Origin of the sequence: Enterobacter cloacae complex sp. 372C4 (assembly GCF_050030615.1) — a bacterium.
Classification (GTDB): domain Bacteria; phylum Pseudomonadota; class Gammaproteobacteria; order Enterobacterales; family Enterobacteriaceae; genus Enterobacter; species Enterobacter intestinihominis.
Window position 1 is genome coordinate 1,584,384 of sequence record NZ_JBLGUQ010000001.1, and the last position, 26,693, is coordinate 1,611,076.

The 26,693-nt window shown below is 59.6% G+C and carries 31 protein-coding genes; 24 read left to right on the forward strand and 7 right to left on the reverse strand.

The features are described from left to right. Positions 1-1,461, reverse strand: coding sequence for a signal recognition particle-docking protein FtsY (gene ftsY / locus ACQG11_RS07655; protein WP_192970332.1), 1,461 nt, complete (start codon positions 1,459-1,461; stop codon positions 1-3). A 126-nt stretch (positions 1,462-1,587) separates the two neighbouring features. Between ftsY and rsmD the strand changes: the two genes are divergently transcribed. Then, entirely contained in the window at positions 1,588-2,190 is a 603-nt protein-coding gene (rsmD, locus tag ACQG11_RS07660) for a 16S rRNA (guanine(966)-N(2))-methyltransferase (protein ID WP_022649669.1), read from the forward strand. After that, positions 2,174-2,455: a DUF1145 family protein gene (locus tag ACQG11_RS07665; RefSeq protein ID WP_426728283.1), complete on the forward strand. Its 282-nt coding sequence runs from the start codon at positions 2,174-2,176 to the stop codon at positions 2,453-2,455. Before rsmD ends, ACQG11_RS07665 begins: the two co-directional genes overlap by 17 nt. A gap of 60 nt (positions 2,456-2,515) precedes the next feature. Here ACQG11_RS07665 and ACQG11_RS07670 read toward each other — a convergent pair whose 3' ends face one another. Beyond that, positions 2,516-2,872, reverse strand: coding sequence for a DUF2500 domain-containing protein (locus tag ACQG11_RS07670; protein ID WP_423398096.1), 357 nt, complete (start codon positions 2,870-2,872; stop codon positions 2,516-2,518). 129 nt (positions 2,873-3,001) lie between these two features. On the opposite strand from ACQG11_RS07670, the gene ACQG11_RS07675 reads away from it, so the two are divergent. Together ACQG11_RS07675 and zntA are read left to right on the forward strand one after the other, a co-directional pair. Continuing rightward, the gene (locus ACQG11_RS07675) at positions 3,002-3,628 is read left to right on the forward strand and encodes a lysoplasmalogenase (protein WP_022649672.1); all 627 of its coding nucleotides are present in this window, start codon (positions 3,002-3,004) and stop codon (positions 3,626-3,628) included. A 76-nt stretch (positions 3,629-3,704) separates the two neighbouring features. After that, positions 3,705-5,876 (forward strand): Zn(II)/Cd(II)/Pb(II) translocating P-type ATPase ZntA, encoded by a 2,172-nt coding sequence (gene zntA / locus ACQG11_RS07680; protein WP_426728284.1) that lies wholly within the window; start codon positions 3,705-3,707, stop codon positions 5,874-5,876. Between the two features lie 89 nt (positions 5,877-5,965). Here zntA and ACQG11_RS07685 read toward each other — a convergent pair whose 3' ends face one another. From ACQG11_RS07685 to tusA, 4 genes are all read right to left on the reverse strand, one after another. After that, on the reverse strand, positions 5,966-7,252 hold the full coding sequence (locus ACQG11_RS07685) for a TRAP transporter large permease (RefSeq protein ID WP_426728285.1): 1,287 nt from the start codon (positions 7,250-7,252) through the stop codon (positions 5,966-5,968). Positions 7,253-7,262: 10 nt separating this feature from the next. After that, positions 7,263-7,772: a TRAP transporter small permease gene (locus ACQG11_RS07690; RefSeq protein ID WP_023298808.1), complete on the reverse strand. Its 510-nt coding sequence runs from the start codon at positions 7,770-7,772 to the stop codon at positions 7,263-7,265. A 12-nt stretch (positions 7,773-7,784) separates the two neighbouring features. After that, positions 7,785-8,756, reverse strand: coding sequence for a TRAP transporter substrate-binding protein (locus ACQG11_RS07695; protein WP_063146801.1), 972 nt, complete (start codon positions 8,754-8,756; stop codon positions 7,785-7,787). Positions 8,757-8,990: 234 nt separating this feature from the next. Then, positions 8,991-9,233 (reverse strand): sulfurtransferase TusA, encoded by a 243-nt coding sequence (tusA, locus tag ACQG11_RS07700; protein WP_000130627.1) that lies wholly within the window; start codon positions 9,231-9,233, stop codon positions 8,991-8,993. A gap of 169 nt (positions 9,234-9,402) precedes the next feature. Between tusA and ACQG11_RS07705 the strand changes: the two genes are divergently transcribed. The 20 genes from ACQG11_RS07705 (at position 9,403) to acpT (ending at position 26,054) form a co-directional block, all read left to right on the forward strand. Further along, positions 9,403-10,068, forward strand: a complete 666-nt coding sequence (locus ACQG11_RS07705; RefSeq protein ID WP_022649676.1) for a 7-cyano-7-deazaguanine/7-aminomethyl-7-deazaguanine transporter — start codon at positions 9,403-9,405, stop codon at positions 10,066-10,068. Between the two features lie 72 nt (positions 10,069-10,140). Continuing rightward, the gene (locus ACQG11_RS07710; RefSeq protein WP_022649677.1) at positions 10,141-10,698 is read left to right on the forward strand and encodes a DcrB family lipoprotein; all 558 of its coding nucleotides are present in this window, start codon (positions 10,141-10,143) and stop codon (positions 10,696-10,698) included. Between the two features lie 135 nt (positions 10,699-10,833). Further along, entirely contained in the window at positions 10,834-11,883 is a 1,050-nt protein-coding gene (locus ACQG11_RS07715) for an AI-2E family transporter (protein ID WP_003861270.1), read from the forward strand. A 125-nt stretch (positions 11,884-12,008) separates the two neighbouring features. Next, positions 12,009-12,731: a beta-ketoacyl synthase chain length factor gene (locus ACQG11_RS07720; protein WP_022649678.1), complete on the forward strand. Its 723-nt coding sequence runs from the start codon at positions 12,009-12,011 to the stop codon at positions 12,729-12,731. Further along, on the forward strand, positions 12,728-13,543 hold the full coding sequence (locus ACQG11_RS07725) for a lysophospholipid acyltransferase family protein (RefSeq protein WP_038416873.1): 816 nt from the start codon (positions 12,728-12,730) through the stop codon (positions 13,541-13,543). The genes ACQG11_RS07720 and ACQG11_RS07725 overlap by 4 nt, the downstream gene beginning before the upstream one ends. Next, positions 13,524-13,781 carry a phosphopantetheine-binding protein gene (locus ACQG11_RS07730; RefSeq protein ID WP_003861263.1) on the forward strand — a complete coding sequence of 86 codons (258 nt, stop codon included), beginning with the start codon at positions 13,524-13,526 and terminating at the stop codon, positions 13,779-13,781. Before ACQG11_RS07725 ends, ACQG11_RS07730 begins: the two co-directional genes overlap by 20 nt. A gap of 11 nt (positions 13,782-13,792) precedes the next feature. Next, positions 13,793-14,044, forward strand: coding sequence for an acyl carrier protein (locus tag ACQG11_RS07735; protein ID WP_022649680.1), 252 nt, complete (start codon positions 13,793-13,795; stop codon positions 14,042-14,044). Then, positions 14,016-14,615: a hypothetical protein gene (locus ACQG11_RS07740; RefSeq protein WP_045622193.1), complete on the forward strand. Its 600-nt coding sequence runs from the start codon at positions 14,016-14,018 to the stop codon at positions 14,613-14,615. Before ACQG11_RS07735 ends, ACQG11_RS07740 begins: the two co-directional genes overlap by 29 nt. Next, positions 14,608-15,954 (forward strand): AMP-binding protein, encoded by a 1,347-nt coding sequence (locus ACQG11_RS07745; RefSeq protein WP_426728286.1) that lies wholly within the window; start codon positions 14,608-14,610, stop codon positions 15,952-15,954. The genes ACQG11_RS07740 and ACQG11_RS07745 overlap by 8 nt, the downstream gene beginning before the upstream one ends. After that, positions 15,941-16,291, forward strand: a complete 351-nt coding sequence (locus ACQG11_RS07750) for a hydroxymyristoyl-ACP dehydratase (protein ID WP_426728287.1) — start codon at positions 15,941-15,943, stop codon at positions 16,289-16,291. Before ACQG11_RS07745 ends, ACQG11_RS07750 begins: the two co-directional genes overlap by 14 nt. Then, positions 16,282-17,973 carry a glycosyltransferase family 2 protein gene (locus ACQG11_RS07755; RefSeq protein ID WP_038416876.1) on the forward strand — a complete coding sequence of 564 codons (1,692 nt, stop codon included), beginning with the start codon at positions 16,282-16,284 and terminating at the stop codon, positions 17,971-17,973. The genes ACQG11_RS07750 and ACQG11_RS07755 overlap by 10 nt, the downstream gene beginning before the upstream one ends. A 3-nt stretch (positions 17,974-17,976) precedes the next feature. Continuing rightward, positions 17,977-18,399 carry an acyl-CoA thioesterase gene (locus ACQG11_RS07760; RefSeq protein WP_006812302.1) on the forward strand — a complete coding sequence of 141 codons (423 nt, stop codon included), beginning with the start codon at positions 17,977-17,979 and terminating at the stop codon, positions 18,397-18,399. After that, the gene (locus tag ACQG11_RS07765; RefSeq protein ID WP_108367959.1) at positions 18,396-19,001 is read left to right on the forward strand and encodes an outer membrane lipoprotein carrier protein LolA; all 606 of its coding nucleotides are present in this window, start codon (positions 18,396-18,398) and stop codon (positions 18,999-19,001) included. Before ACQG11_RS07760 ends, ACQG11_RS07765 begins: the two co-directional genes overlap by 4 nt. After that, positions 18,970-21,291, forward strand: a complete 2,322-nt coding sequence (locus tag ACQG11_RS07770) for an MMPL family transporter (protein WP_426728288.1) — start codon at positions 18,970-18,972, stop codon at positions 21,289-21,291. Before ACQG11_RS07765 ends, ACQG11_RS07770 begins: the two co-directional genes overlap by 32 nt. Beyond that, positions 21,288-21,866: a DUF3261 domain-containing protein gene (locus ACQG11_RS07775; RefSeq protein ID WP_199159664.1), complete on the forward strand. Its 579-nt coding sequence runs from the start codon at positions 21,288-21,290 to the stop codon at positions 21,864-21,866. Before ACQG11_RS07770 ends, ACQG11_RS07775 begins: the two co-directional genes overlap by 4 nt. Position 21,867: 1 nt before the next feature. After that, positions 21,868-23,034: a beta-ketoacyl-[acyl-carrier-protein] synthase family protein gene (locus ACQG11_RS07780; RefSeq protein ID WP_426728289.1), complete on the forward strand. Its 1,167-nt coding sequence runs from the start codon at positions 21,868-21,870 to the stop codon at positions 23,032-23,034. Continuing rightward, the gene (locus tag ACQG11_RS07785) at positions 23,034-23,504 is read left to right on the forward strand and encodes a 3-hydroxy-fatty acyl-ACP dehydratase (protein ID WP_192935579.1); all 471 of its coding nucleotides are present in this window, start codon (positions 23,034-23,036) and stop codon (positions 23,502-23,504) included. Before ACQG11_RS07780 ends, ACQG11_RS07785 begins: the two co-directional genes overlap by 1 nt. Beyond that, on the forward strand, positions 23,501-24,232 hold the full coding sequence (locus tag ACQG11_RS07790; RefSeq protein WP_032626847.1) for a 3-ketoacyl-ACP reductase FabG2: 732 nt from the start codon (positions 23,501-23,503) through the stop codon (positions 24,230-24,232). Before ACQG11_RS07785 ends, ACQG11_RS07790 begins: the two co-directional genes overlap by 4 nt. Then, positions 24,229-25,458, forward strand: coding sequence for a beta-ketoacyl-ACP synthase (locus ACQG11_RS07795; protein WP_023298820.1), 1,230 nt, complete (start codon positions 24,229-24,231; stop codon positions 25,456-25,458). Before ACQG11_RS07790 ends, ACQG11_RS07795 begins: the two co-directional genes overlap by 4 nt. A 2-nt stretch (positions 25,459-25,460) precedes the next feature. Then, entirely contained in the window at positions 25,461-26,054 is a 594-nt protein-coding gene (gene acpT, locus ACQG11_RS07800; protein ID WP_022649693.1) for a 4'-phosphopantetheinyl transferase AcpT, read from the forward strand. 59 nt (positions 26,055-26,113) lie between these two features. Here the strand turns inward: acpT and ACQG11_RS07805 are convergent, their stop codons facing one another. Then, on the reverse strand, positions 26,114-26,620 hold the full coding sequence (locus ACQG11_RS07805; RefSeq protein ID WP_022649694.1) for a phenolic acid decarboxylase: 507 nt from the start codon (positions 26,618-26,620) through the stop codon (positions 26,114-26,116). Positions 26,621-26,693: the final 73 nt, after the last annotated feature.

Sequence of the window (26,693 nt, forward strand, 5' to 3'; positions counted from 1 at the left end):
TTAGTCCTCTCGGGCAAATAGTGCCTCAATAAAGTCGTCCGCTTTAAACGGACGTAAATCCTCAATACGCTCGCCCACACCGATGTAACGGATAGGAATGCCGAACTGGTCGGCCACGGAGAAGATCACCCCGCCTTTCGCGGTGCCGTCCAGCTTGGTCAGCGTGATCCCGGTCAGTCCTACCGCTTCATTGAACAGCTTCGCCTGGCTGATGGCGTTCTGTCCGGTGCTGGCGTCGATAGTCAGCATAATTTCATGCGGTGCATCTTCGTCCAGCTTCTTCATGACGCGAACGATTTTCTTCAGCTCTTCCATCAGGTGCGATTTGTTCTGCAAACGCCCTGCGGTATCTGCAATCAGCACGTCCACGTTACGCGACTTCGCCGCCTGGATGGCATCGAAAATCACGGACGCGGAATCCGCGCCGGTGTGCTGGGCAATGACCGGAATATTGTTGCGCTGGCCCCACACCTGGAGCTGTTCCACCGCTGCCGCACGGAAGGTATCGCCCGCCGCCAGCATCACCGATTTGCCCTGCTGCTCAAACTGGCGCGCCAGCTTGCCGATGGTGGTGGTTTTACCCACGCCGTTGACGCCAACCATCAGAATAACAAAGGGCGTTTTGCCTTCAATATTAAGCGGTTCGTCAACTTTTGCGAGAATTTCACCCATCTCGTCTTTCAGCAGGCCGTACAGCGCCTCGGCGTCACGCAGCTGTTTGCGGTTCGCTCCTTCGGTCAGGTTGGCGATGATTTTCCGGGTGGTCTCCACGCCCACATCCGCAATCAGCAGTTGCTCTTCCAGCTCCTCAAACAGATCGTCGTCGATCTTCTTGCCGCGGAACAGACTGATAAATCCGGAACCTAAGTTTTCTTTGGTTTTGAGCAGGCTGCGCTTCAGGCGCGCGAAGAAACCTTCTTTGGTCGGTTTTTCCTGCTCCTGAACGATCTCTTCTTCGGCCTGCTCTTCCACCGGCACGACGATGACCGCTTCTTCAGCCGCTTCCGCCGCCAGCGCCTGGGCCTCCAGCTCTTCGTCGGTCAGCTCTGGCTCAAGGGCCGCTTCTTCTTCCACCGCCTCAACAATTTCAACGGTTTCCGCTTCGGCCTGCCACTCTTCGGCAGAAACCTCTTCAGCTTTCACCTCTTCCGGCAGCGGCAGCGCTTCGTGTTCGATAGCGGCCTGCGGCGCTTCGGTAAGGGTTTCAACGATAACCGGCTCTGGTTTTTCGCTCTCCTGAACCTGTTCGGTAACCTCAACCACCTCTTCGGCAAAGGATTCAATCTCTTCTTTGCTGTGGGCTGGCTCTTCCGCTTCGACAACCGCAGCGGTTTCGACAGGCGTTTCAGGCTGTGACTGCTCTTCTACAACCTGCTGTTCTTCGGTTTTCTGTTCTGTTTCTTGCTCTTTTTCACCGAAACCCAACCAGGAAAAGAAGCCACGTTTTTTTTGTTTTGCCATCTGCGACTACACTCCTCGCGGCGCTATATACAGGGAAGCTAAAAAAATGATGAAATAGTCTAACACTTTACTTAATTGACATCACCGCCCGCAATCGCAGGGCATTGTTAACAGAGCTTTCCTGAGATGAAGAAACCCACCCGCGCCCCGGCCGGTCAAATTCGCATTATCGGCGGTCAGTGGCGAGGCCGGAAATTACCGGTGCCGGACAGCCCCGGTTTACGCCCTACCACGGACCGCGTTCGCGAGACGCTGTTTAACTGGCTCGCCCCGTCAATGGTAGACGCCCATTGCCTGGACTGCTTCGCCGGAAGCGGTGCATTAGGGCTGGAAGCGCTGTCGCGCTATGCTGCGAGCGCCACGCTGCTGGAGATGGAGCGCGGCGTCGCGCAGACGTTGCAGCAAAATTTGGCTACGCTGAAAGCAACCAACGCCAAAGTGGTGAATACCAACACGCTGAGCTTCCTCGCGCAACAGGGGACGCCGTTCAACGTAGTGTTTGTTGACCCGCCGTTCCGTAAAGGGCTGCTGGAAGAGACATTATCGTTGCTGGAAAAAAATGGCTGGCTGGCAGACGACGCGCTGATTTACGTTGAAAGCGAAGTGGAAAATGGTCTACCGCCCGTTCCCGTTCACTGGGATCTGCACCGCGAGAAGGTCGCCGGCCAGGTGGCTTATCGTCTGTATCACCGTCAGGCACAAGGAGGATCCGATGCCAGTACTGATTAACGTAGGGCGCTTGCTAATGCTGGGCGTCTGGGCATTTTTGATTTTGAATCTGGTGCACCCGTTCCCGCGTCCGCTGAATATCTTCATTAACGTGGCGCTGATTTTCACCGCGTTCATGCATGCCTTGCAGATGGTGGTGCTGAAAAACGGACTGCCGAAAGATAGCCCACCGATGACCGGCTGGCAGCAGCTGCGGGTGTTTATTTTCGGCGTATTTGAGCTGCTGGTGTGGATGAAGACGTTTAAGGCGCAGGTGAAGAAGTAAGGTGCGGTGTGATGCCCTCACCCTAACCCTCTCCCACTGGGAGAGGGGACCGATCGCGCATTATTCAGCCCTAAACCCTTCAAACCGCGACCCGTTGTAGCTCAGCGTGCCTTTCTCCCCCACCGTCAACTGGTGGTACTGCTGCGCCTCCAGTCGGAAGGTCATCTCCAGCCCGCCGGTTTCCGGCTTAAAGCTCGCTTCATAGCGCATCGTTGTGCCCGCAGGCGTCACCTGCTGCTGGCGGGATCGGCGGTCATTAAGCGGTTTCTCGCGCTTGTTCGTCACCACCACGCGCTTTTGCATCAGCGGTGCGGCATCGTTGTCGGCCTTCTCACGGCGCTGCTGCACGAAGCGAAACGAGGCGGCAATGACGATAATCGCCAGCACGACAATAAAAAACAGCGGCATCTTGCTCATTGAAAAATCCCATCAGATTATGCGGAATTCAGGATACCTCGCCTGCCCCGGCATTGCCAAACGCCCGCTCGCGTCACTACACTGGATCAGAAACTGATCATTCAGCCTCAACAGTTACAGGGAGTTAATATGCTTTGGTCATTTATCGCTGTCTGTTTTTCCGCATGGCTTTACGTCGATGCGTCTTACCGTGGCCCAGCCTGGCAGCGCTGGTTGTTTAAACCCGTCACGCTATTGCTCCTGCTGTTGCTTGCCTGGCAGGCACCGATGTTTAACGCCATCAGCTATCTTGTCCTCGCGGGGCTGTGTGCGTCCCTGATTGGCGATGCCTTAACCCTGCTGCCGCGCCAGCGTCTGCTGTACGCCGTGGGGGCATTCTTCCTGTCGCATCTGCTCTATACCATCTACTTTGCCAGCCAGATGACGCTCTCCATCTTCTGGCCGCTGCCGCTGGTGCTGCTGGTGATTGGCGCCCTGCTGATCGCGGTGATCTGGTCGCGTCTGGAAGAGATGCGTCTGCCGGTGTGTACGTTTATCGCCATGACGCTGGTGATGGTGTGGCTGGCGGGCGAGCTGTGGTTCTTCCGTCCGACAGCGCCTGCGATGTCCGCGTTCTTCGGTGCCGCACTGTTGCTGTTGGGTAACATCGTCTGGCTGGGCAGCCACTATCGCCGCCGCTTCCGTGCGGATAATGCGATTTCTGCCGCCTGTTACTTTGCCGGACACTTCCTGATTGTGCGTTCACTGTATATCTAAATAACGCTTGACTCTGGAGTCGACTCCAGAGTGTATGCTGCGGTTAATGAGAAAATTATCATTACCGGAGACTGCCATGTCGACTCCAGAAATATCTAAAAAAGTTCCCCAATTCTCGGCACTTAAGCTCAGCCCGGTTCCGCCAAAAGAGGACTGCTGCTGCGAGGGCGCATGCGAAACGCAAACTCAAACGCTGCCTGAAAGCGGCAATCACTACAGCTGGGTCGTCAACGGCATGGACTGCGCGGCCTGCGCCCGCAAAGTGGAAAATGCGGTGAAGCAGGTGCCGGGTGTGAACCACGTTCAGGTGCTGTTCGCTACCGAAAAGCTGCTGGTCAGCGCCGAAAACGACGTCAGCAGACAGGTTGAAGCCGCCGTCAGCAAAGCGGGTTATACCCTGCGCAGCGAAACGGCGCCCGCAGAAAAAAAGTCTCCGCTAAAAGAAAACCTGCCCCTTATCACCCTCATCATCATGATGGCCCTGAGCTGGGGGCTGGAGCAGATCAACCACCCGTTCGGCAACCTGGCGTTTATCGCCACCACGCTGGTTGGCCTGTTCCCGATTGCCCGTCAGGCGCTGCGTCTGATGAGAAGCGGCAGCTGGTTTGCCATCGAAACGCTGATGAGCGTGGCGGCTATCGGGGCGCTGTTTATTGGCGCGACGGCGGAAGCGGCGATGGTGCTGCTGCTGTTCTTAATTGGCGAACGCCTTGAGGGCTGGGCGGCGAGCCGGGCGCGTAAAGGGGTGAGCGCGCTGATGGCGCTAAAGCCGGAAACCGCCACGCGGGTTATTGATGGTCAGCGTGAAACGGTCGCCATCAACACCCTGCGCCCGGGTGACGTGATTGAAGTGCCCGCAGGCGGACGTCTGCCAGCCGATGGGGCCCTCGTTACCGCCACCGCAAGTTTTGACGAAAGTGCCCTGACCGGGGAATCCATCCCGGTTGCGCGCGCGGCGGGTGAAAAGGTGCCTGCGGGCGCCACCAGCGTCGACCGACTGGTGCAGTTGACGGTCCTTTCCGAACCGGGCGACAGTGCCATCGACCGCATCCTCAGGCTGATTGAAGAGGCCGAGGAGCGCCGCGCGCCGGTAGAACGCTTTATCGATCGCTTCAGCCGGATTTACACCCCCGCCATCATGCTGGTGGCGCTGCTGGTCACCGTCGTCCCGCCGCTGTTCTTCGGCGCACCGTGGGAGGGCTGGATTTACAAAGGGCTGACGCTGCTGCTGATCGGCTGTCCGTGTGCGCTGGTGATCTCCACCCCGGCGGCGATTACCTCCGGGCTGGCGGCGGCGGCACGTCGCGGGGCGCTGATTAAGGGCGGCGCGGCGCTGGAACAGCTGAGCCAGGTCCAGCACATCGCCTTCGATAAAACCGGCACGCTGACCGTCGGCAGGCCGCAGGTGACCGGCGTGTATCCGCAGGACATCAGTGAAGACGCCCTGCTGACGCTGGCCGCTGCCGTGGAGCAGGGCTCCACCCACCCTCTGGCGCAGGCGATTGTACGTGAAGCGAAGGGGCGCGGGCTGAACATCCCTCCGGCAACGGCCCAGCGAGCGCTGGTCGGGTCAGGGATTGAAGCTGTGGTCGAAGGCAAAAAAGTGCTGATCGCCGCGGCGGACGCGCGCTCTACTCCACAGGTTGAGGCGCTGGAGCAGGCCGGGCAGACGGTCATTACCGTGATGCAGGACGGTGTGCCGATGGGCATGCTGGCGCTGCGCGACACCCTGCGTGACGATGCGAAAGAGGCCGTCGACGCGCTACACAGGCTGGGAGTACAGGGCGTGATCCTGACCGGCGATAATCCGCGCGCGGCGGCGGCGATTGCAGGCGAGCTGGGGCTGGAATTTAAGGCCGGATTGTTGCCTGCGGATAAAGTCAGCGCGGTAACCGGGCTGAACAGCAACGCCCCGCTGGCGATGGTCGGGGACGGAATAAACGATGCCCCGGCAATGAAAGCTTCCACCATCGGCATTGCGATGGGCAGCGGCACCGACGTGGCACTGGAGACCGCCGACGCGGCGCTGACGCACAACCGCCTGACCGGGCTGGCGCAGATGATAGAACTTGCGCGGGCAACACGCGCCAATATTCGGCAGAACATCGCCATTGCGCTGGGTCTGAAGGGGATTTTCCTGGTCACCACGCTGCTCGGCATGACCGGACTGTGGCTGGCGGTACTGGCGGATACGGGGGCGACGGTGCTGGTTACGGCGAACGCGTTGCGGTTGTTGCGTCAAAGGTAAAAGTGAAACGGCAACCGGGTTGCCGTTTCTCGTGTTTGCCCCCTCTCCCCGCGGGAGAGGGCCGGGGTGAGGGCATCAGGCCGCACGCGTCACTGCATCCCTAACAGCCCCGGCAACCACAATGAAATCGCCGGAATGTACGTCACCATCCCCAGCACGACCAGCAACATACCGTAAAACGGCAGCATCGCCCGCACCACGTGTTCGATCTTCTGCTTACTCACCGCACTCGCCACAAACAGCACCGATCCGACCGGCGGCGTGATCAGCCCAATCCCCAGGTTAACCATCATGATCATCCCAAAATGCACCGGGTCGATACCCAGTGCATTGGTCACCGGCAGCAGCACCGGCGTCAGGATCAGGATGATCGGCGCCATGTCCATCAGCGTGCCAATCAGCAGCAGCATGATGTTGAGGTACATGAGGATCACGTACTTGTTATCGGAGAGCGATGTGAAGAATTCGGTGATGCGCATCGGCAGTTGCATGTAGATCATCACCGCCCCAAACGCCGCGGCAAAGCCGATTAAAATCATCACGATGGTGACGGTTTTCACCGTGCGGCACATCAGCTTCGGCAGTTCGCTCCACTTGTAGTCGCGGTAGATAAACATGGTGACGAAGAACGCCCACAGGCAGGCCACGGCGGCAGATTCGGTGGCGGTAAAAATCCCGGACAAGATCCCGCCGAGGATAATCACCACCGTCATCAGCCCCCACAGGGCATCGAGCATAATTTTCAGCGCCTGCCTGAACGGGATTTTGTCCCCCTTCGGGTAGCCGCGCTTGCGGGCGAAGCACAGGCAGAGCACCATCAGGCTCACCCCCAGCAGCAGGCCCGGCAGCACGCCCGCGATAAACAGCGTGGCGATGGAGACCGTTCCCCCCGCCGCCAGGGAGTAAATCACCGAGTTGTGGCTGGGCGGGATCAGAATCGCCTGCACCGACCCGCTGGCCGTCACCGCCGCCGCGTATTCGCGCGGATAACCCTTCTTCTCCATCTCCGGGATCATCACGCTGCCGATAGACGCCGTATCCGCCACCGACGAGCCGGAAATCGCGCCGAAGAACGTCGAGGCGACAATGTTCACCAGCGACAGCCCACCGCGGATAAAGCCGACGAACACGTAGGCGAAATTCACCAGCCGTCGGGCAATGCCCCCTTCCGCCATGATCGCCCCGGCAAGAATGAAGAACGGGATTGCCAGCAGGGTAAATTTATTCACCCCGCTGGTGATCTGGATCATCAGCGCCTCCAGCGGCAGGTCAATCCACAGCGCGCCCGCCACGGCGCTTAAGCCGACGGCGAAGGCCACCGGCATCCCCAGCGCCAGCAAAATGGCGAGGGTGAATAACAAAACAAAAGCATCCATTGTTCACCCCTTAACTGTGATTGCCGATCAGCACGACCGGACGGTTTTCCTGCGAGCCAAACAGCAGGCGTTCAAGCACAAACAGGATCAAAATGGCCGACCCGACAGGCAGAGGCAGATAGCTTTCGCCGGAGGTCAGGAGCGGAAACTCCGCCACCGGCTGCTCCCACAGCTCAACGCACAGCCAGTAGCTGTACCAGCACATCAGGCCAGAAATCAGCAGCATCAGCAGATCCACTACCCGCGCGCACAGCCTTTGCAGCGACGCGGGCAGGCGGTCGGTAAGCATGTTGACCGCAATATGCGACCCGGCGCGGTAGCTTACCGCCGCGCCGATGAAGGTAAACGTCACCATGCAGATAATGGCGATCGGTTCCGGCCAGGATTCGCCGCGATTGAGCACGTAGCGTGAGAAGATGCCGATGGGGATGACAATCGTCATCACCAGCAGCGAGAGACCCGCCACCGCCATGGCGAGCAGGTACAGACGATCCATCCACTTCAGGTAGAGTTCGGACATACGTACTCCGGTTTACTGAACGTCAGCGATGGCTTTCATCAGATCCTGATGCTTGTCGCCATACTGCGCGCGCACCGGCTCAGTGGCTTTGATGAACACCGTTTTGTCGATATCGTGGAACTTCACGCCGCCAGCCTTCATTTTTGCCAGCGCCTGGTCGTTATACGCATTCCACAGCTTGCGCTGCTCGAACTGCGCTTCGCGGGCCAGCGTCAGGATCTTTTGCTGTTCGTCAGCGCTGAGTTTGTCCCATTTCACTTTGGAGTAGAGCAGCATTTCCGGAGTGATAAAGTGGCCGCTCAGCGTGTAGTTTTTGGCGATCGGCATGTAGTTGTGGGCGATAAAAGTTGGCGGGTTGTTCTCCGCGCCATCGATCACCCCGGTCTGCATGCCGCTGTAAACCTCGCTGACGCCCATCGCCACCGAGTTCGCCCCCATCGCTTTCAGCGTGGCCAGCGCCACCGGGCTACCCTGGACGCGGATCTTCTTCCCTTTCAGGTCTTCCGGTTTAACGATCGGCGCTTTGGTGATCAGATTGCGGGTGCCGGAATCCATCCAGCCGAGGAAGACCAGGCGCGATTTCGGGTTGGCGGTCAGCTTGTCGCCAATCTGCTTGCCGATATCCCCGTCGATCACCTTGTGCATGTGGTCTTCATCGCGGAATACGTAGGGCAGCGTAAACACTTCGATATCCGGCAGGATGGCGGCAACCGGCGCCATAGAGACGCGGATCATGTCTATCGCCCCCATCTGCGCCTGCTCAATCATCTGCTTTTCATCCCCCAGCACGCCGCCGGGGAAGACCTTAATCTCCAGCTTGCCATCGGTTTGTTGTTTGAGTTTTTCACCCATCTGCTGAACCGCCACCACGTTCGGGTAGCCTTCAGGATGCACATCGGCGGCTTTGATGGTCTGGGCAGAAACGGTGCAGGCAAAAGCAGACAGGCACAGAGCAGCCAGTAACGGCTTGAGGGTCGTTTTCATTGAGTCAACTCCAGGGTAGTGAAATAAGCGTTAAAACGATGTTTTAGTTTTTGACGTTTAAAAATTAGACTACGGCTGGAAAAAGGAGGGTGAAGCGCCTCACAAAAAGCGCGAAATTTTGAAACGATGGTTCGAAATTGTGATGAGTACTTGTCGGGTGGCGGCTGCGCCTTACCCGACCTACTACACCCGTAAGCCCGTGCAAGCGAAGCGCCGCCGGGCATCAGGCCGCACTTACCCCTTACGAATCAAATACCGGTACGGCAAGGTCTCGGTTTGCTGCGCTACCAGTTCATGCTCCATAAAGGTACAAAAACCGGGAATATCGCGGGTAGTGGCCGGGTCATCGGCGACGATCAGCAGCGTTTCGCCGCTCTGCATGTTACGGACGGTTTTACGCACCATCATTACCGGCTCCGGGCAACGGAGGCCCTGAGCATCAAGCGTGTGGTCTGGGCTGGAAAACAGGTCGGTCATGTTCTTCTCGTTCAGGTAAAAACGGCTGTAGTTTACGCCCCGCTATCGCCAATGCAAACCAGGTTAACGATTGCGTGAAAATTAGCCATTGCAAAGTGTCGTTAAAGCAGTATCATGCGGCGGCTTTATTGGGTTCCCTCACCCCAAATATTAATCAAAAAGGTACAATATGAACTCCTTTACACAATCGCAACGCGTCAAGGCGTTGTTCTGGCTTTCGCTATTTCATCTGCTGGTGATCATCTCCAGTAACTATCTGGTACAGCTCCCCATCTCCATTTTTGGTTTCCATACCACCTGGGGCGCGTTCAGTTTCCCGTTTATTTTCCTTGCGACGGATTTAACCGTGCGTATTTTTGGCGCACCGCTGGCGCGGCGGATTATTTTTGCGGTGATGATCCCGGCACTGTTTGTCTCCTACGCCATCTCCTCGCTGTTTTACATGGGAAGCTGGCAGGGCTTCGAAGCCCTGACGCATTTCAACCTGTTCGTCGCGCGTATTGCCGCCGCCAGCTTTATGGCCTATGCCCTGGGGCAGATCCTCGATGTCCACGTGTTTAACCGCCTGCGTCAGAACCATCGCTGGTGGATGGCTCCAACGGCTTCCACGCTGTTCGGTAACGTGAGCGATACGCTGGCCTTCTTCTTCATTGCCTTCTGGCGCAGCCCGGACGCCTTCATGGCAGAACACTGGATGGAAATCGCTCTGGTGGACTACGCCTTTAAGGTGCTTATCAGCCTGGTCTTCTTCCTGCCGATGTACGGCGTGCTGTTGAATATGCTGCTGAAAAGACTGGCAGATAAATCTGAAATCTCCGCATTGCAGGCAGGTTAAGGGTTCGCTTTATCAGTTGTGATAAGATGAACGAATGAGCCGCTATGGCCGTTTATCGAAAGGAAGAAGTCAATGCGCAATCTGGTTAAATATGTCGGGATTGGCCTGCTGGTTGTTGGCCTTGCAGCCTGTGATAACAGCGACACCAAAACGCCTGCTCAGGGCGCGTCAGCAGAAAGCAACGCCACCGGTCAGCCGGTGAGCCTGATGGATGGCAAACTCAGTTTCTCTCTGCCCGCGGACATGACCGATCAGAGCGGTAAGCTGGGCACCCAGGCGAACAACATGCACGTCTACTCCGATGCCACCGGGCAAAAAGCAGTCATTGTGATTGTCGGTGACGATACCAGCGAAGATCTGGGTGTGCTGTCCAAACGTCTGGAAGATCAGCAGCGCAGCCGCGACCCGCAGCTTCAGGTGGTGACCAATAAGTCTATCGAGCTGAAAGGCCACACGCTGCAACAGCTGGACAGCATCATCTCCGCCAAAGGCCAGACCGCTTACTCCTCTGTGGTTCTCGGCAAGGTAGATAATAAACTGCTGACCATGCAGATCACTCTGCCTGCAGATAATCAGCAAAAAGCGCAGGCAACCGCTGAAAACATCATTAACACTCTCGTGATCCAGTAATCGTTCACCGGGATGACGTGGCCTCCGTCGCTTGCGCCGGGGGCCATTTTTTTTCCATGACTTTAAGACTAACGCTCCAGACGAAGCGAATCCGGCGCACTACAATTAGCAAGCCCCCCGGAAAAAGGAATTCTTATGACTGCCAGCCCGCCCGACAAAGCCGGACTTCATATTTTATTAAAACTCGCCTGCCTGGTGGTTATCCTTGCGGGTATCCATGCGGCGGCGGATATCATTGTTCAGCTTCTGCTGGCGCTGTTTTTCGCCATCGTCCTCAACCCGCTGGTGACGTGGTTTTTACGCCGGGGCATCAGCCGCCCGGTCGCGATTACCATTGTGGTGATGGTGATGCTGGTTGTCCTGACGGCGCTGTTCGGCGTGCTCGCCGCCTCGCTGAGCGAATTTTCCACCATGCTGCCGCAGTACAATAAAGAGCTGACGCGCAAGCTGGTCGATCTCCAGCGCATGTTGCCGTTCGTGAATCTGCATATCTCACCGGAACGGATGCTGCGCCGGATGGATTCCGAGAAGGTGATGACCTACGCCACCACGTTGATGACCGGGCTTTCCGGGGCAATGGCCAGCATTCTGCTGCTGGTGATGACGGTGGTGTTTATGCTGTTCGAAGTGCGCCACGTGCCGTATAAGCTGCGTTTTGCCCTGAACAATCCGCAGATCCACATTGCCGGCTTGCATCGCGCGCTGAAGGGCGTTTCCAAATATCTGGCGCTGAAAACGCTGTTAAGCCTGTGGACCGGCGTGATCGTCTGGCTGGGGCTGGTGCTGCTGGACGTGCAGTTCGCGCTGATGTGGGGCGTGCTGGCGTTTTTACTGAACTACGTGCCCAATATCGGCGCGGTGCTTTCTGCCGTTCCGCCGATGATCCAGGCGTTCCTGTTTAACGGTTTTTATGAGTGCATGCTGGTAGGGGCGCTGTTCCTCGTCGTGCATATGGTGCTGGGCAATATTCTCGAACCGCGCATGATGGGTCACCGTCTGGGCATGTCGACGATGGTGGTGTTTTTATCGTTACTGATCTGGGGATGGCTGCTGGGACCGGTGGGCATGCTGCTCTCCGTGCCGCTCACCAGCGTCTGTAAAATCTGGATGGAAACCACGAAAGGAGGCAGTAAACTCGCCATTCTGCTGGGTCCGGGTCGGCCAAAAAGCCGTTTGCCGGGATAACCGGGTGGAAAGGGTTAAAAGTGACGTTTATTCGCCAGCGCGACGACAACATTGTACGATGTGCGCAGCAAATCGCGCTGGCGAAGAAAAAGTCACAGAAACAGGTTTATCGCGGACGCGCGTAGATGAAATTTACACTTACCCTTATCGACTGGCAGGCAAGAGCGCCAGGACTCAGCGATGCCGACGAATGGCAGGCATGGTCACGCCGGTCTGACGCCATCGATCCTGATGCACCGCTGGCGAAACTGACCGATCTGCCGATGATGACCGCCCGCCGCCTGAATTCAGGCAGCAAGCTGGCCGTTGATCTTGGCCTGATGATGCTGCGCAAACACCGCATCGACGCCGTCGTCTACAGCAGCCGTCACGGGGAGCTGGAACGCAATTTTCGTATTCTCCAGGCCCTGGCGGCAGATCAGCCCGTTTCCCCCACCGATTTTGCCATGTCGGTACACAACTCGGCGGTCGGCAATCTCACTATCGCCGCGCGTCAGCCTGTTGTCTCTTCGTCGGTTTCCGCCGGTATGGATACCTTCCAGCAGAGCTTATGCGAGGTGCTGAGCCTGCTGCATGCGGGCTACTCACGCGTGTTATTGGTAGATTTCGACGGTCTGCTGCCGGAGTTTTATCACGCCGGGCTGCCGCCGCAGATGCCCGTCTGGCCCTACGCGCTGGCGCTGGTAATTGAGGCCGGAAATACGCTCAGCTGTGAAACGCACGCCAATCGCAGGCCTGAAGAGCCCTCGCTGCCGCAAAGCCTGCAGTTCCTGCGCCATTACCTGCGGGACGAGCGCCAGTTTACCCTGCCGGGCGAGCGCCTGCTGTGGCAATGGACGCGCCAATGAGAGGGTTACGTTCCCGCCTCGATCGGGTATGGCGCATGCTGATGACCGGATTGTGCTTCGCCCTGTTCGGCCTCGGCGGGCTGACGCTGTCGCTGGTGTGGTTTAACCTGCTGCTGATTTTCCAGCGTGACCGCACCCAACGTCGCCGCCTGGCACGCCGCACTATTTCTGCCAGTTTCCGCCTGTTCCTCGCGGTGGTACGCGGTGTAGGGGTACTGGATTACCGTTTCAACAACCTGGACGTTTTGCGCGCCGAGCGGGGCTGTCTGGTGATTGCGAACCATCCCTCGCTGCTGGACTACGTTCTGCTGGCGTCGGTGATGAACGAAACCGACTGTCTGGTGAAAAGCGCGTTGCTGCGTAACCCGTTCGTCAGCGGCGTGATCCGCGCGGCTGACTATCTGATTAACAGCGAAGCCGACACGCTGCTTGCCGCAAGCCAGCAGCGTCTGGCCCAGGGCGACACCCTGCTTATCTTCCCCGAAGGCACCCGCACCCGGGTGGGAGAAGCCATGACCCTGCAGCGTGGGGCGGCGAATATCGCCGTTCGCTGCAACAGCGCCGTGCGCGTGGTGGTGATCCACTGTAGCGAACGGATGCTGGATAAACAGAGCAACTGGTATAACGTGCCCCCCAACAAACCTGTTTTCACCGTGGATGTTCGCGAACGCATCAACATTCATGATTTTTATGATGCGAGTCAGCACGAACCCGCGCTGGCAGCAAGGCAGTTAAACCGGCATATGCAGCATCAGTTAACAACCGGTCTTCAATCTTTGTCAGGAACGAAAGATGCAAGCGCTCTATCTTGAAATTAAGAATCTCATTATCTCTACGCTGAATCTGGAAGAACTTACCCCAGAGGATATTGATACAGACGCCGCGCTCTTTGGCGACGGCCTCGGTCTGGACTCAATCGACGCCCTTGAGCTGGGGCTGGCGGTAAAAAATCAGTACGGCGTAGTGCTTTCTGCCGAAAGTGACGAGATGCGTCAGCACTTCTATTCCGTTGCCACGCTCGCGGCTTTTATTCATCAACAACGCGCCTGAGAATGACCGCTATGACAGAACAACAAACGATTTATCAGGAAGTCTCTGCGCTTCTTATTACGCTGTTTGAAGTCGCCCCGGAGGATATTACCCCTGAGGCACGGCTTTACGAGGATCTGGATCTCGACAGCATTGATGCCGTCGATATGGTAGTGCACCTGCAAAAGAAGACGGGCCATAAAATCAAGCCCGAAACCTTCAAAGCGGTGCGCACGGTGCAGGACGTCGTGGACGTTGTGGAACAGCTTCAGCGCGACGCGTAACGTGCGTTCGATTCCAGTTCTTCCCGCCCTGACGGGGCTGATGCTGCTGGCATGGCCGTTTTTGATCGGCTTTGGGCTGGCAAATAATAGCCTGCACGGGATACTGCCCGTGATGGCGCTGGTGCTGCTGTTACGCGTCTGCCAGGCCCGTCGGCAGGGCGGTCCCCTGCGTTATCTTTTCGTGAGCGTGGCGCTGGCTGGCATAGCGCTTTGCGCGGCGAGCTACGTCCTGCACGCGCACCAGTGGGTGCTGTTTTATCCGGTGGTGGTGAATCTGGTGATGCTGGTGGTGTTTGGTGGTTCGCTGTGGACGGCAATGCCTGTCGTTGAACGGCTGGCGCGCCTGCGTGAACCGGACCTCTCCCCTGTCGGGGTACGTTACACGCGCCGGGTTACCCAGGTCTGGTGCGGCTTTTTTATTATTAACGGGGCGATCGCGCTGTTTACCGTATTACACGCCGATATCCGTCTGTGGACGCTGTGGAACGGGATGATTGCCTATCTCCTGATGGGCACGCTGATGGCCGGCGAGTGGCTGGTGCGACAACGGGTGATGAAAAACGATGCTTAACCCTCTCCCGCTTAGCCAGTGGCTCAGTGCCCCCCGCCCTGACGACACCCCTGTCGCCTGGCAGGACAACCATCTCTGGACGCTTGGCGATCTGCGCCACGACGTCACTCAGCTGGTCGACACGCTGCATGATGAAGAAGGCGAGCGCTGGGCGCTGTGCATCGAAAACGGCTATCTGTTTATTGTCGCGCTGCTGGCGACGCTGCATGCGGGTAAAACGCCGGTCCTCCCCGGGCACAGCCGGGCGGCGCAGCTTAACGAACAGCGGGCGCTGTTCAGCGGCGTCCTGAGCGACACCACGCTCGATTTTCAGGGGCGACAGCTGCGGGTGGCTTCCGCTCAGCGGGCAGACCATCCCTTTTCACCGCTGCCTGCCATCGATGAGATGCGCACGATCGAGCTTTACACCTCCGGCTCGACCGGCACGCCGCAGCGGGTGAGTAAGCCGGTGGTCAGCCTGGATCGTGAGGCTCGTCTGCTGGCGGAACATTTTGGCGAGCGTCTGGCAGGCTGTCACGTCGTCGCTTCCGTGGTGCTGCACCACCTGTATGGCCTGACGTTTCGTGTCGTCTTACCCATGGCGCTCGGCCTGCCGCTGCACGCCAGCCTGCTCAACTATGCCGAGCAGCTCTCTGCCCTTCCCGACGATAAACGCTATCTTTTCATCAGCAGTCCGGCGTTTCTCAAGCGGCTGGACGCGTCGCTGACGCCGCCCCCCGTCAACCTGCTCTTCTCCGCTGGCGGCGCGCTGCCCTGGCAGGAGGTCGCCGCGGTTCAGGCCTGGCTCAACGTCTGGCCGGATGAAATATATGGCAGCACAGAAACGGGGGTTATGGCCTGGCGCTACCGTCAGGAGGAAAGCATCCGCTGGCAGCCTTTCCCCGGCGTGACGTTTCACGGCGATCGCGTGACGTCGCCGCTGATCCCCGAGGCGGAGGGGGTCCTGCTGGATGATATCCTGCACTTCACGGCTGACGGGCAGTTCAGCCTCGTCGGGCGCCGCGGTCGGGTGGTCAAAATTGAAGATAAGCGCATTTCGCTCGATGACATTGAGCGCCGCCTGCTGGCGCTGGACGGCATCCGCGAAGCCGCCGCGCTGACGGTGACGCGCGGCGGGCGCCAGGGTATTGGCGTATTGCTGGTGCTGAATGAAGCGGTGCGTCAGCAACACGAACAGAGCAAAAAAGCGCAGGAGCTCGCCTGGCGTCGCGCCCTTCGCCCCTGGCTTGAACCGGTTGCCGTACCGCGCTACTGGCGGATCGTTGATGAAATTCCGGTCAACAGCATGAACAAGCGCGTAACTGCGCAGCTACAGGAGTTGTTTCATGAAAATCCCTGAAATCGAACGACGCGAGCCTGGCCCCGGGTATCTGGAGATAATCCTTTATCTTGATCCTGACCTGCTCTGGTTTAAGGGACATTTCGCCGTACAGCCGCTGCTGCCGGGCGTGGCCCAGCTCGACCGGGTGATGCATTACGCTGCCGCGCTGGCGCCGGGCTACCGTTTTCACAGTATTCAGAACGTGAAGTTCGCCGCCCCGCTGTTGCCGGAGAACACGGTCACGCTGCTCCTTGCCTGGCAGCCCGAACGCCAGATGCTGACCTTTAGCTACCAGCGCCATGCGGGTAACGAGCGCCACACCGCCAGCAGCGGGAAGATTCGCTTATGTCAGTAACCTTCCGTCCCTGCGTGCTGATCCCGTGCTACAACCACGGGGCGATGATGGCTTCGGTGCTGGCGCGCCTGGCGCCTTTCGATCTGCCCTGTCTGGTGGTGGACGACGGCAGCGATGAAACCACGCGCCGCACGCTTGAAGCGCTGGCGGCGGATCGTCCGCAGGTCACGCTGCTGCGCCTCGCCGAAAACAGCGGCAAAGGCGCGGCGGTGATGCAGGGGCTGAAAGCCTGTGCCGATCGCGGCTTCACCCACGCCGTTCAGGTGGACGCTGACGGCCAGCACGCTATTGAAGACATCCCCAAACTGCTGGCGCTGGCCGAACGCCATCCCGATGCGCTCATTTCCGGTCAGCCCGTTTATGATGACTCGATCCCCCGTTCGCGCCTGTACGGGCGCTGGATAACGCACGTCTGGGTCTGGATTGAAACCCTCTCCCTGCAACTGAAAGACAGCATGTGCGGGTTTCGCGTTTACCCGATAGCGCCGGTAATGCGCCTGGCGGCGGGCACGCCGCTTGGCAGGCGGATGGATTTTGATACTGAAGTGATGGTGCGCCTCTACTGGCAGGGCAACACCAGCTATTTTCTGCCCACCCGCGTGACCTATCCGCCGGACGGGGTATCCCATTTCGATGCCCTGAAAGACAACGTGCGCATCTCGTTGATGCATACCCGTCTGTTTCTCGGCATGCTGCCGCGCATTCCTTCCCTGCTGATGCGTCGCCGCTCGCAGCACTGGGCGCAGCAGCAGGAGGTGAAAGGATTATGGGGCATGCGCCTGATGCTGCGCGTCTGGCAGTTGCTGGGGCGAAAGGCGTTTACCATCCTGCTGTGGCCGGTTACGGCCGTCTACTGGCTGACCGCCCGCGCTGCGCGTCAGGCGTCGCAGCAGTGGCTGACGCGGGTTAAAACGGTGATGGCACAGCGGCAAATGCCGCAACCCGCACGGCTTAACAGTTTTTCCCACTTCCTGCGCTTCGGTCATGCCATGCTGAACAAAGTGGCCAGCTGGCGCGGCGAAATGAAGCTTCATCGCGATCTGGTCTTTGCGCCAGGCGCGCAGGAAGCGCTGGGTCTTGACGATCCTCAGGGCAAACTGCTGCTCGCGTCGCATCTTGGCGATGTGGAAGCCTGCCGGGCGCTGGCCCAGCGCGAAGGGGCGAAAACCATCAACGCGCTGGTCTTTAGCGACAATGCTCAGCGTTTTAAACAGGTGATGGAGGAGATGGCGCCGCAGGCGGGCATTCACCTGATGCCGGTCACCGACATTGGCCCGGAGACCGCCATCCTCATTAAAGAGAAGCTGGATCGCGGCGAATGGGTGGCGATCGTGGGCGATCGCATCGCCGTCACCCCGCAGCGCGGCGGCAGCTGGCGGGTGATATGGAGCGAATTTATGGGCCAGCCCGCGCCGTTCCCGCAGGGGCCGTTTATTCTGGCGTCCCTATTGCGCTGCCCGGTGGTGCTGATTTTTGCCCTCTGCCAGCAGGGAAAGCTGACCCTGCACTGCGAGCCGTTTGCCGACCCGCTGCTGCTGCCGCGCGGCGAACGCCAGCAGGCGCTACAGCAGACCGTCGATCGCTATGCGCAGCGGCTGGAGCATTACGCGCTCTTGTCGCCGCTCGACTGGTTTAATTTTTTCGATTTCTGGCAGCTGCCAGAGGTCAACGAGAAGGAGTAAAGGGTGCTGACCGATCCCCGCTTTACGGCTGAAGTTGAAATCACCGTTCCGTTCCACGACGTCGATATGATGGGCGTGGTGTGGCACGGCAACTATTTCCGCTATTTTGAGATTGCCCGCGAAGCGCTGCTCAACCAGTTTGATTACGGCTATCGCCAGATGAAAGCGTCCGGCTACGTCTGGCCGGTGGTGGATACCCGGGTGAAATACCGCGACGCGGTGACCTTCGAGCAACGCATTCGCGTCCGCGCCCACATTGAAGAGGTTGAAAACCGTCTGCGCATCGCCTATCAAATCTTCGACGCGCAAACCGGGAAACGCACCACCACCGGCTACACCATTCAGGTGGCCGTGGAGGAAGCAAGCCGGGAGATGTGCTTTGTCAGCCCGGCCATTCTGTTCGAACGCATGGGGATCGCGCCATGAAGTGGATAACGCTACTCGCGCTGCTGGTAAGCCCGCTGGTGAACGCGGTCACGCTGGATGAACTGCAACAGCGGTTTGCGGAGCAACCGGTGGTGCGCGCACACTTCGAACAGATCCGCACGATCAAGGACATGCCTCAGCCCCTGCGCTCGCAGGGGGAGATGCTGATCGCCCGTGACAATGGCCTGCTGTGGGATCAAAAAGCGCCGTTCCCGATGACGCTGCTGCTGGATGACAAACGGATGGTGCAAATCGTCAACGGTCAGCCGCCGCAGACCATTACCGCCGACACTAACCCGCAGATGTTCCAGTTCAACCATCTGCTGCGGGCGCTGTTCCAGGCCGACCGCAAGGTGCTGGAAGAGAACTTCCGCATCGATTTCAAAGACCTGGGCGAAGGCCGCTGGTCGCTGGTGCTGACGCCCGTTACCACGCCGCTGGACAAGATTTTCTCCACCCTTGATTTGAAGGGCGCGATCTATCTGGAATCCATTCGCCTGAACGATAAGCAAGGCGACACGACGGATATCGCCCTCTCCCGCCACCAACTGACGCCCGCCCGCCTGACCGATGCAGAACGCCAGCGCTTTGCCGCACCGTAACGCCCTGCGCCCGGCGCTGCTGTGGGCCGCGGTATGCCTGATCCTGCTGGGCGTGCTGCTGTCGCTGCTGCCCGGCGCGCGGCTGAACAGCAGCGTGCTCGCCATGCTGCCGAAACAGACGCTCGGCGCGATCCCTCCCGCCCTCAACGACGGATTTATGCAGCGCCTCGACCGCCAGCTCATCTGGCTGGTCAGCCCCGGTAAACAGCCGGACCCGCGCGTGGCGCAGCAGTGGTTAACCCTGCTGCAACGCAGCCAGGCGCTCAGCGAGGTAAAAGGCCCGCTGGACGCCGCCGGGCAACAGGCCTGGGGAGATTTCTTCTGGCAGCACCGCAATGGCCTGGTCGATCCGGCCACCCGCGCCCGCCTGCAAAACGGCGGTGAAGCGCAGGCTCAGTGGATCCTGTCCCAGCTTTACTCCGCCTTTTCCGGCGTGAGCGGCAAGGAGCTGCAAAACGATCCGCTGATGCTGATGCGCGGCGCGCAGCTCGCGCTGGCGAAGAACAGCCAGAAGATGCAGCTGATGGACGGCTGGCTGGTGACAAAAGATGCGGCCGGGAACTACTGGTATCTGCTGCACGGCGAGCTGGCAGGCTCGTCGTTTGACATGCAGCAAACCCACCAGCTGGTGACCACCCTCAACGCGATGCAGCAGACGCTGAAAAGCCAGTATCCACAGGCGCAGCTGCTGTCGCGCGGGACAGTGTTCTACAGCGATTACGCCAGCCAGCAGGCTAAAAAAGATATTTCCACGCTTGGCGTCGCCACGGTGCTCGGGGTGATCCTGCTGATTGTGTCGGTGTTTCGCTCCGTACGTCCGCTGCTGCTGAGCCTGCTCTCCATTGCCATCGGCGCGCTGGCGGGGACGGTCGTGACGCTCCTGCTGTTCGGTGAGCTGCACCTGATGACGCTGGTGATGAGCATGAGCATCATCGGCATCTCGGCGGACTATACGATTTACTACCTCACGGAGCGGATGGTGCACGGCGCGGAACACTCGCCCTGGCAAAGCCTGGCAAAAGTGCGTAACGCGCTGCTGCTGGCGCTGCTGACCACCGTCGTGGCGTATCTCTTCATGATGCTGGCCCCCTTCCCCGGCATTCGTCAGATGGCGGTGTTCGCCGCCGCAGGGCTGAGCGCCTCGTGCCTGACGGTAATTTTCTGGCACCCGTGGTTGTGCCGTGGCATGCCGGTTCGCCCGATCCCCCTGAGAGGGATGATGCAGCGCTGGCTGAACGCCTGGCGCGACAGCAAAACCCTCTCCGTCGGGCTGCCGGTAGCACTGGCGCTGCTCTCCGCCATCGGGATCGCCAGCCTGCGGGTGGATGACGATATCGCCCGGCTTCAGGCGCTGCCGCAGGACATTCTGGCGCAGGAAAAAACCATCACCGCCCTGACCGGGCAAAATGTCGATCAGAAGTGGTTCGTGGTGTATGGCGCGTCGGCTCAGGAAACGCTGGAGCGGCTGGAGGCGTTTACCCCGGCGCTGGCGCAGGCGCAAAAAGCCGGAGAATTAACCCGCTGGCGCACCCTGCCGCTGAACTCGCTGGCGCGGCAGAACAGCGATCTACAACTTCTGCGTAACGCCGCGCCGACGGTGACGAAAATGCTGCAAAGCACGGGGCTGAATGCCGTCGCCCCGAATCTGAACGCCATGCCTGTCAGCGTGGAGGCGTGGCTCGCCAGCCCGGCCAGCGAGGGCTGGCGTTTGCTGTGGCTGACGCTGCCGAACGGCAAAAGCGGTGTGCTGGTCCCGGTCGATGGCGTCAGAAACAGCGCTGCGCTCGGTGAGCTGGCCGCCCGCCATCCCGGAGTCGTCTGGGTTGACCGTAAGGCCAGCTTCGACAGCCTGTTTGCACTCTACCGCGCGCTGCTGACGGGACTGCTGGGCGTGGCGCTGGCGGTGATTGCCTGCGGCGCGGTGGTGCGCCTCGGCTGGCGAAAAGGGCTGGTGGCGCTGGTGCCGTCCGTGCTGTCGCTGGGCGGCGGGCTGGCGGCGCTGGCCGTGACGGGCCATCCGGTGAACCTGTTTTCCCTGCTGGCGCTGGTGCTGGTCCTCGGCATTGGCATCAACTACACGCTGTTTTTCAGCAACCCGCGCGGCACGCCGCTGACCTCCATGCTGGCGATTACCCTCGCCATGATGACCACCCTGCTGACGCTGGGAATGCTGGTGTTCACCACCACTCAGGCCATCAGCAGCTTTGGCATTGTGCTGGTGAGCGGTATCTTCACCGCGTTCCTGCTCGCCCCGCTGGCGATGCCGACTAACAAAGAGAACTTACCATGACCCGTTTCATTCGCCTGGCGGCAGTGATGATGACCCTGTTGCTGGCGGGGTGTAGCCATACGACGAACCACGATGACGCGCGTCCTCAGGCCTGGCTACAGCCCGGTACCCGCGTCACGCTGCCACCGCCGGGCATCACGCCTGCCATCCGCGCGCAGCAGTTGCTTACCGGCAGTTTTAAAGGCCAGACCCAGTCGCTGCTGGTGATGCTGAACGCCGATGGCGATAAAGTGACGCTTGCCGGCCTCTCCTCCGTCGGGATCCGCCTGTTCCTCGCCACCTACGACGACACCGGGATCCACACCGAGCAGTCGGTTGTGATGCCGCAGTTGCCGCCCGCCAGCCAGGTGCTGGCCGACGTGATGCTCAGCCACTGGCCGCTCAGCGCCTGGCAGCCGCAGTTGCCGAAAGGCTGGACGCTGAACGATACTGACACCAGACGCGAACTGCGCAACCCCGATGGCAAACTGGTCACGGAAATTGCCTACCTGAACCGTAACGGCAGACGCGAACCGATTAGCATTGTGCAGCACGCTTTTCACTACCACATCACCATTCAATATCTGGGTGACTGAGATGATTTACCTTTCTGCCGTTGGCATGGTCAACGCGCTCGGCAACTCGGCTGATGAAATAGCGGCGAACCTGATCGCTGGTGTGGCCCCCTGGATGCGCCAGCGTGCGGGCTGGCTACAGGGCTTACCCGAGGCCGTGCTGGGCGGGGTGGAGGGTGATCTTCCCCCTGTTCCCGGGTCTTTTTCTGCGCATCGAAGTCGCAACAACCAGCTGCTGCTGGCAGCGCTGGCGCAAATCCGGCCCGCCGTCGATGCGGCCATTGCGCGCGTGGGGCGCGACCGCGTGGCGGTGGTGCTGGGCACCAGCACCTCCGGACTGGACGAGGGTGATGAGTACGTGCGCCGCGCGCAGAACGGCGAGCGCAGTCCGCAGTGGCAATATCCGCAGCAGGAGCTGGGCGATCCGTCGCGCTTTCTCGCCAGCTGGCTTGCGCTGGACGGCCCGGCGTATACCATCTCGACCGCCTGCTCCTCCAGCGCACGGGCGATCATCAGCGGCCGTCGCCTGATCGACGCCGGTCTGGTGGACGTCGCCATCGTCGGCGGGGCCGACAGCCTGAGCCGCATGCCGGTCAACGGCTTCAACAGCCTGGAATCCTTCTCCCCGACCCTGTGCGAACCGTTTGGCCGCAACCGTCGGGGGATCACCATTGGCGAAGCGGCAGCATTGATGGTACTGACCCGCGAGCCGGGCGAGATTGCGCTCCTGGGCGCGGGGGAATCCAGCGATGCGTACCATATTTCCGCCCCACATCCGCAGGGCGAAGGGGCGATCCGCGCCATCACCCAGGCGCTGAACGAGGCGGGCATGACGGCGGCGGACGTCGGTTATATCAACCTGCACGGCACCGCCACGCCGCTGAACGATCGCATTGAGGCGCAGGTGATCCACGATCTCTTTGGCGACCGCGTGCCGTGCAGCTCCACGAAACATCTTACCGGCCACACGCTGGGTGCCGCCGGGATAACCGAGGCCGCCCTGAGCTGGCTGATCCTGACCCGAGACCTGCCGCTGCCGCCGCAGGATTTTTCCCGCTACGCGCCGGACGACATCCTGCCCGCCTTCGGCCTACTGCACCAGAGCGCACCGCTGAAAAAAGCGGTGATCCTGTCAAACTCCTTCGCGTTTGGCGGCAACAACGCCAGCCTTCTGCTGGGGAGAGTATGATGCGCTACTTACCACCCGGGGATTATCTTCCTCACGACACGCCGATGCTGCTGCTTGAGAGCGTGGAAAGCGTCACCGATGACCGCGCCATTTGCAACGTGACGGTGAACGAACGGGGCGTTTTAGCGCCGTTTCTGGACGCAGGCGGCAACCTGCCCGGCTGGTTTGCGCTGGAGCTGATGGCTCAGACCGTGGGCGTCTGGTCTGAATGGCACCGGATGCAAAAAGGGCTGCCGCACTGTGCGCTGGGTATGGTGCTGGGCGCGCGCGAGCTGGTGTGCGACGCAGGGCATTTTGCCGCAGGCTGCACGCTGACCATCACCATCGAACGTCTGATGCAGGATGAGCGCTTTGGCAGCTTCGAGTGCACCATTCATGCGGACAATGTCTCCCTCGCCACGGGCCGCGTGAACACCTTCCAGCCGAGCGAGGAAGAATTAACCACACTTTTCAACCAGGGAACACCATAATGAGATCCGTACTGGTCACCGGCGCCAGCAAAGGCATTGGCCGCGCTATCGCCCTTCAGCTTGCGGCGGACGGTTTCACCGTCGGCGTGCATTACCATCGTGATGAAGCGGGCGCGCAGGAGACGCTGGAGGCGATTGTCCAGGCAGGCGGCGCGGGCCGTTTACTCACCTTTGACGTGGGCAACCGCGAGCAGTGCCGTACGGTGCTGGAACAGGCGATCGCTGACCACGGCGCGTGGTATGGCGTGGTCAGTAACGCCGGTATTACCCGCGACGGCGCATTTCCGGCGCTCAGCGACGATGACTGGGACAGCGTGATCCACACCAATCTCGACAGTTTTTATAACGTCATTCATCCCTGCATTATGCCGATGATCGGCACCCGCAAGGGCGGGCGGATCATCACCCTGTCGTCGGTGTCAGGCATTATGGGCAACCGTGGGCAGGTGAACTACAGCGCGGCGAAAGCCGGGATCATCGGCGCCACCAAAGCGCTCGCCACCGAGCTGGCAAAACGCAAAATCACCGTCAACTGCATCGCGCCGGGGCTGATTGATACCGGTATGATCGAGATGGATGAAGCCGCGCTGAACGCGGCGATGTCGATGATCCCGATGCAGCGTATGGGCCAGGCCGAGGAGGTCGCCGGGCTGGCGAGCTACCTGATGTCGGATAAAGCAGGCTATGTGACGCGACAGGTGATATCGATCAACGGAGGCATGCTATGACCCGCCGGGTAGTGATTACGGGCATGGGCGGCATCACCGCATTCGGCGAGGACTGGCCGACCATCTCGCGCCGTCTGCGCGAGTATGAAAATGCGGTACGTACCATGACGGAGTGGCAGGCGTATGACGGCCTGCAAACCCTGCTCGCCGCGCCGATTGAAGATTTCACTCTGCCCGCTCACTATACCCGTAAGCGCATTCGCGCCATGGGCCGCGTGTCGCTGCTCTCAACCCGCGCCACCGAGCTGGCGCTGGAGCAGGCGGGCCTGATCGACGACGCGGTACTGACCAACGGTCAGACCGGCATCGCCTACGGCTCGTCGACGGGCAGCACCGGACCGGTCAGCGAGTTTGCCTCCATGCTCACCGAAAAGCACACCCACAACATCACCGGCACCACCTACGTGCAGATGATGCCGCACACCACGGCGGTGAATACCGGACTGTTCTTTGGCCTGCGCGGACGGGTGATCCCCACCTCAAGCGCCTGTACCTCTGGCAGCCAGGCGATTGGCTACGCCTGGGAAGCGATTCGTCACGGCTACCAGACCGTGATGGTGGCAGGCGGCGCGGAAGAGCTGTGCCCGTCGGAAGCGGCGGTTTTCGATACCCTGTTTGCCACCAGCCAGCGTAACGACGCGCCCAAAACCACGCCGTCGCCGTTTGACGTTCAGCGCGATGGCCTGGTGATTGGCGAAGGGGCGGGCACGCTGGTGCTGGAAGCGCTGGATCACGCCAGAGCACGCGGGGCGACAATCTATGGTGAGATCGTGGGCTTTGCCACCAACTGCGATGCGGCGCACATCACCCAGCCCCAGCGTGAAACCATGCAGGTGTGTATGGAACAGTCGCTGGCGATGGCGGGTCTTAGCCCTCAGGACATTGGCTACATTTCTGCCCACGGCACGGCAACCGATCGCGGGGATATCGCCGAGAGTCAGGCGACCGCCGCTATTTTCGGCGACAGCGTGCCCATCTCATCCTTAAAGAGCTATTTCGGCCATACCCTGGGTGCCTGCGGCGCGCTGGAAGCCTTGCTGAGTCTGCATATGATGCGGGAGGGCTGGTTCACGCCGACGCTCAATTTAAGACAACCGGATGAGCAATGCGGCGCTTTAGATTATATTATGGGGGAAACCCGCCCGATTGATTGCGAATTTATTCAGAGCAATAACTTTGCCTTTGGCGGCATTAATACCTCGATAATCATTAAACGCTGGGCGTAACTATGTACCAGTTTGTACTGGGAAAGATCTCCACCCTTAGCGCGGACCCGCTGGCGTCAACGCTCGCAGACATGGCACCTCAGGGTGCGCGATACGCTTCCTGGCTTGCAGGCCGGACGCTGCTCGCCAGAACTTTATCCCCCTCACCGCTTCCCGAGATAATCTACGGCGAGCAGGGAAAACCGGCCTTCGCTAACGGCCATCCGCTGTGGTTTAACCTGAGCCACAGCGGGGACGATATTGCCATGCTGATAAGCGATGAAGGCGAGGTTGGCTGCGATATCGAAGTGATCCGCCCGCGGGAGAACTGGCAGGCGCTGGCGAATGCCGTTTTCAGCCTCACCGAGCATGACGAGCTGGAGCGTGAAGCGCCGGAAGAACAGCTTTCCGCATTCTGGCGCATCTGGACGCGCAAAGAGGCGATCGTCAAACAGCGTGGCGGCAGCGCGTGGCAGATTGTCAGCATTGACAGCACCGCCCAGTCGCTCCCGGTCAGCCAGCTGCGCTTCGGCTCGCTGAGCCTGGCGGTCTGTACTCCTACGCCTTTCACCTTAACGGCGGAATCGGTGACTTACTCCGGTATTTCTGCGGCATAAAAAACGGCCATTCCGGTTAAAACCGAAATGGCCGTTGTGCATTTAACGCGTTGCTAAGCTTATTTTAAATTATCTGGAAAGTTTTTTGGCAACTCGCTGGCAGCACACGCAATAACGCTATCGTCATTCGCACCGCAGTCGCGTACAAAAGTAATCGTCGCAAATTCATCAATCACTTCGGTTGGATACGCTGGCCCGGCATCACGGTAGCTGTTCATCAGCGGAATGTGATCGTTCTGGAAGCAGACGGTTTTTTCCGGATTATTCATGACCCAGCGTGGGAAGAAGATGGTGCCGTGGAACAGGCGGTCGCCCAGGTTCACAATCAGGCTCACGTCGGTACCGGTTGGCTCCGTCCAGGAAATTTTATAGATGCTTTCCCCGACGCGGACAATGTAGGCCTGCTGATCTTTCACCCAACGATTGCCCACCAGACCACTGTGAATACGGTAGTCGAGCGTGTTCTCGTTTTTAACGTAAATTTCGTAGTTCCAGCCATTGTCGTAGGTATATACCAGATGTTTGCCGACGAAGCCGCTTAAATCATGTTTATCGAAGGTGCTCATAAGATGTCTCCTTTGTTTTGATGAGACGATCGTACCCCTTCAAAAAATGAATGAATAACGCTATGTTTGAATC

What these genes read in the sequence shown, in the direction of transcription:
- ftsY (WP_192970332.1), bottom strand. Translation starts at nt 1,461, where the DNA reads ATGGCAAAACAAAAAAAACGTGGCTTCTTTTCCTGGTTGGGTTTCGGT.
- rsmD (WP_022649669.1), top strand. Translation starts at nt 1,588, where the DNA reads ATGAAGAAACCCACCCGCGCCCCGGCCGGTCAAATTCGCATTATCGGC.
- ACQG11_RS07665 (WP_426728283.1), top strand. Translation starts at nt 2,174, where the DNA reads ATGCCAGTACTGATTAACGTAGGGCGCTTGCTAATGCTGGGCGTCTGG.
- ACQG11_RS07670 (WP_423398096.1), bottom strand. Translation starts at nt 2,872, where the DNA reads ATGAGCAAGATGCCGCTGTTTTTTATTGTCGTGCTGGCGATTATCGTC.
- ACQG11_RS07675 (WP_022649672.1), top strand. Translation starts at nt 3,002, where the DNA reads ATGCTTTGGTCATTTATCGCTGTCTGTTTTTCCGCATGGCTTTACGTC.
- zntA (WP_426728284.1), top strand. Translation starts at nt 3,705, where the DNA reads ATGTCGACTCCAGAAATATCTAAAAAAGTTCCCCAATTCTCGGCACTT.
- ACQG11_RS07685 (WP_426728285.1), bottom strand. Translation starts at nt 7,252, where the DNA reads ATGGATGCTTTTGTTTTGTTATTCACCCTCGCCATTTTGCTGGCGCTG.
- ACQG11_RS07690 (WP_023298808.1), bottom strand. Translation starts at nt 7,772, where the DNA reads ATGTCCGAACTCTACCTGAAGTGGATGGATCGTCTGTACCTGCTCGCC.
- ACQG11_RS07695 (WP_063146801.1), bottom strand. Translation starts at nt 8,756, where the DNA reads ATGAAAACGACCCTCAAGCCGTTACTGGCTGCTCTGTGCCTGTCTGCT.
- tusA (WP_000130627.1), bottom strand. Translation starts at nt 9,233, where the DNA reads ATGACCGACCTGTTTTCCAGCCCAGACCACACGCTTGATGCTCAGGGC.
- ACQG11_RS07705 (WP_022649676.1), top strand. Translation starts at nt 9,403, where the DNA reads ATGAACTCCTTTACACAATCGCAACGCGTCAAGGCGTTGTTCTGGCTT.
- ACQG11_RS07710 (WP_022649677.1), top strand. Translation starts at nt 10,141, where the DNA reads ATGCGCAATCTGGTTAAATATGTCGGGATTGGCCTGCTGGTTGTTGGC.
- ACQG11_RS07715 (WP_003861270.1), top strand. Translation starts at nt 10,834, where the DNA reads ATGACTGCCAGCCCGCCCGACAAAGCCGGACTTCATATTTTATTAAAA.
- ACQG11_RS07720 (WP_022649678.1), top strand. Translation starts at nt 12,009, where the DNA reads ATGAAATTTACACTTACCCTTATCGACTGGCAGGCAAGAGCGCCAGGA.
- ACQG11_RS07725 (WP_038416873.1), top strand. Translation starts at nt 12,728, where the DNA reads ATGAGAGGGTTACGTTCCCGCCTCGATCGGGTATGGCGCATGCTGATG.
- ACQG11_RS07730 (WP_003861263.1), top strand. Translation starts at nt 13,524, where the DNA reads ATGCAAGCGCTCTATCTTGAAATTAAGAATCTCATTATCTCTACGCTG.
- ACQG11_RS07735 (WP_022649680.1), top strand. Translation starts at nt 13,793, where the DNA reads ATGACAGAACAACAAACGATTTATCAGGAAGTCTCTGCGCTTCTTATT.
- ACQG11_RS07745 (WP_426728286.1), top strand. Translation starts at nt 14,608, where the DNA reads ATGCTTAACCCTCTCCCGCTTAGCCAGTGGCTCAGTGCCCCCCGCCCT.
- ACQG11_RS07750 (WP_426728287.1), top strand. Translation starts at nt 15,941, where the DNA reads ATGAAAATCCCTGAAATCGAACGACGCGAGCCTGGCCCCGGGTATCTG.
- ACQG11_RS07755 (WP_038416876.1), top strand. Translation starts at nt 16,282, where the DNA reads ATGTCAGTAACCTTCCGTCCCTGCGTGCTGATCCCGTGCTACAACCAC.
- ACQG11_RS07765 (WP_108367959.1), top strand. Translation starts at nt 18,396, where the DNA reads ATGAAGTGGATAACGCTACTCGCGCTGCTGGTAAGCCCGCTGGTGAAC.
- ACQG11_RS07770 (WP_426728288.1), top strand. Translation starts at nt 18,970, where the DNA reads ATGCAGAACGCCAGCGCTTTGCCGCACCGTAACGCCCTGCGCCCGGCG.
- ACQG11_RS07775 (WP_199159664.1), top strand. Translation starts at nt 21,288, where the DNA reads ATGACCCGTTTCATTCGCCTGGCGGCAGTGATGATGACCCTGTTGCTG.
- ACQG11_RS07780 (WP_426728289.1), top strand. Translation starts at nt 21,868, where the DNA reads ATGATTTACCTTTCTGCCGTTGGCATGGTCAACGCGCTCGGCAACTCG.
- ACQG11_RS07785 (WP_192935579.1), top strand. Translation starts at nt 23,034, where the DNA reads ATGCGCTACTTACCACCCGGGGATTATCTTCCTCACGACACGCCGATG.
- ACQG11_RS07795 (WP_023298820.1), top strand. Translation starts at nt 24,229, where the DNA reads ATGACCCGCCGGGTAGTGATTACGGGCATGGGCGGCATCACCGCATTC.
- acpT (WP_022649693.1), top strand. Translation starts at nt 25,461, where the DNA reads ATGTACCAGTTTGTACTGGGAAAGATCTCCACCCTTAGCGCGGACCCG.
- ACQG11_RS07805 (WP_022649694.1), bottom strand. Translation starts at nt 26,620, where the DNA reads ATGAGCACCTTCGATAAACATGATTTAAGCGGCTTCGTCGGCAAACAT.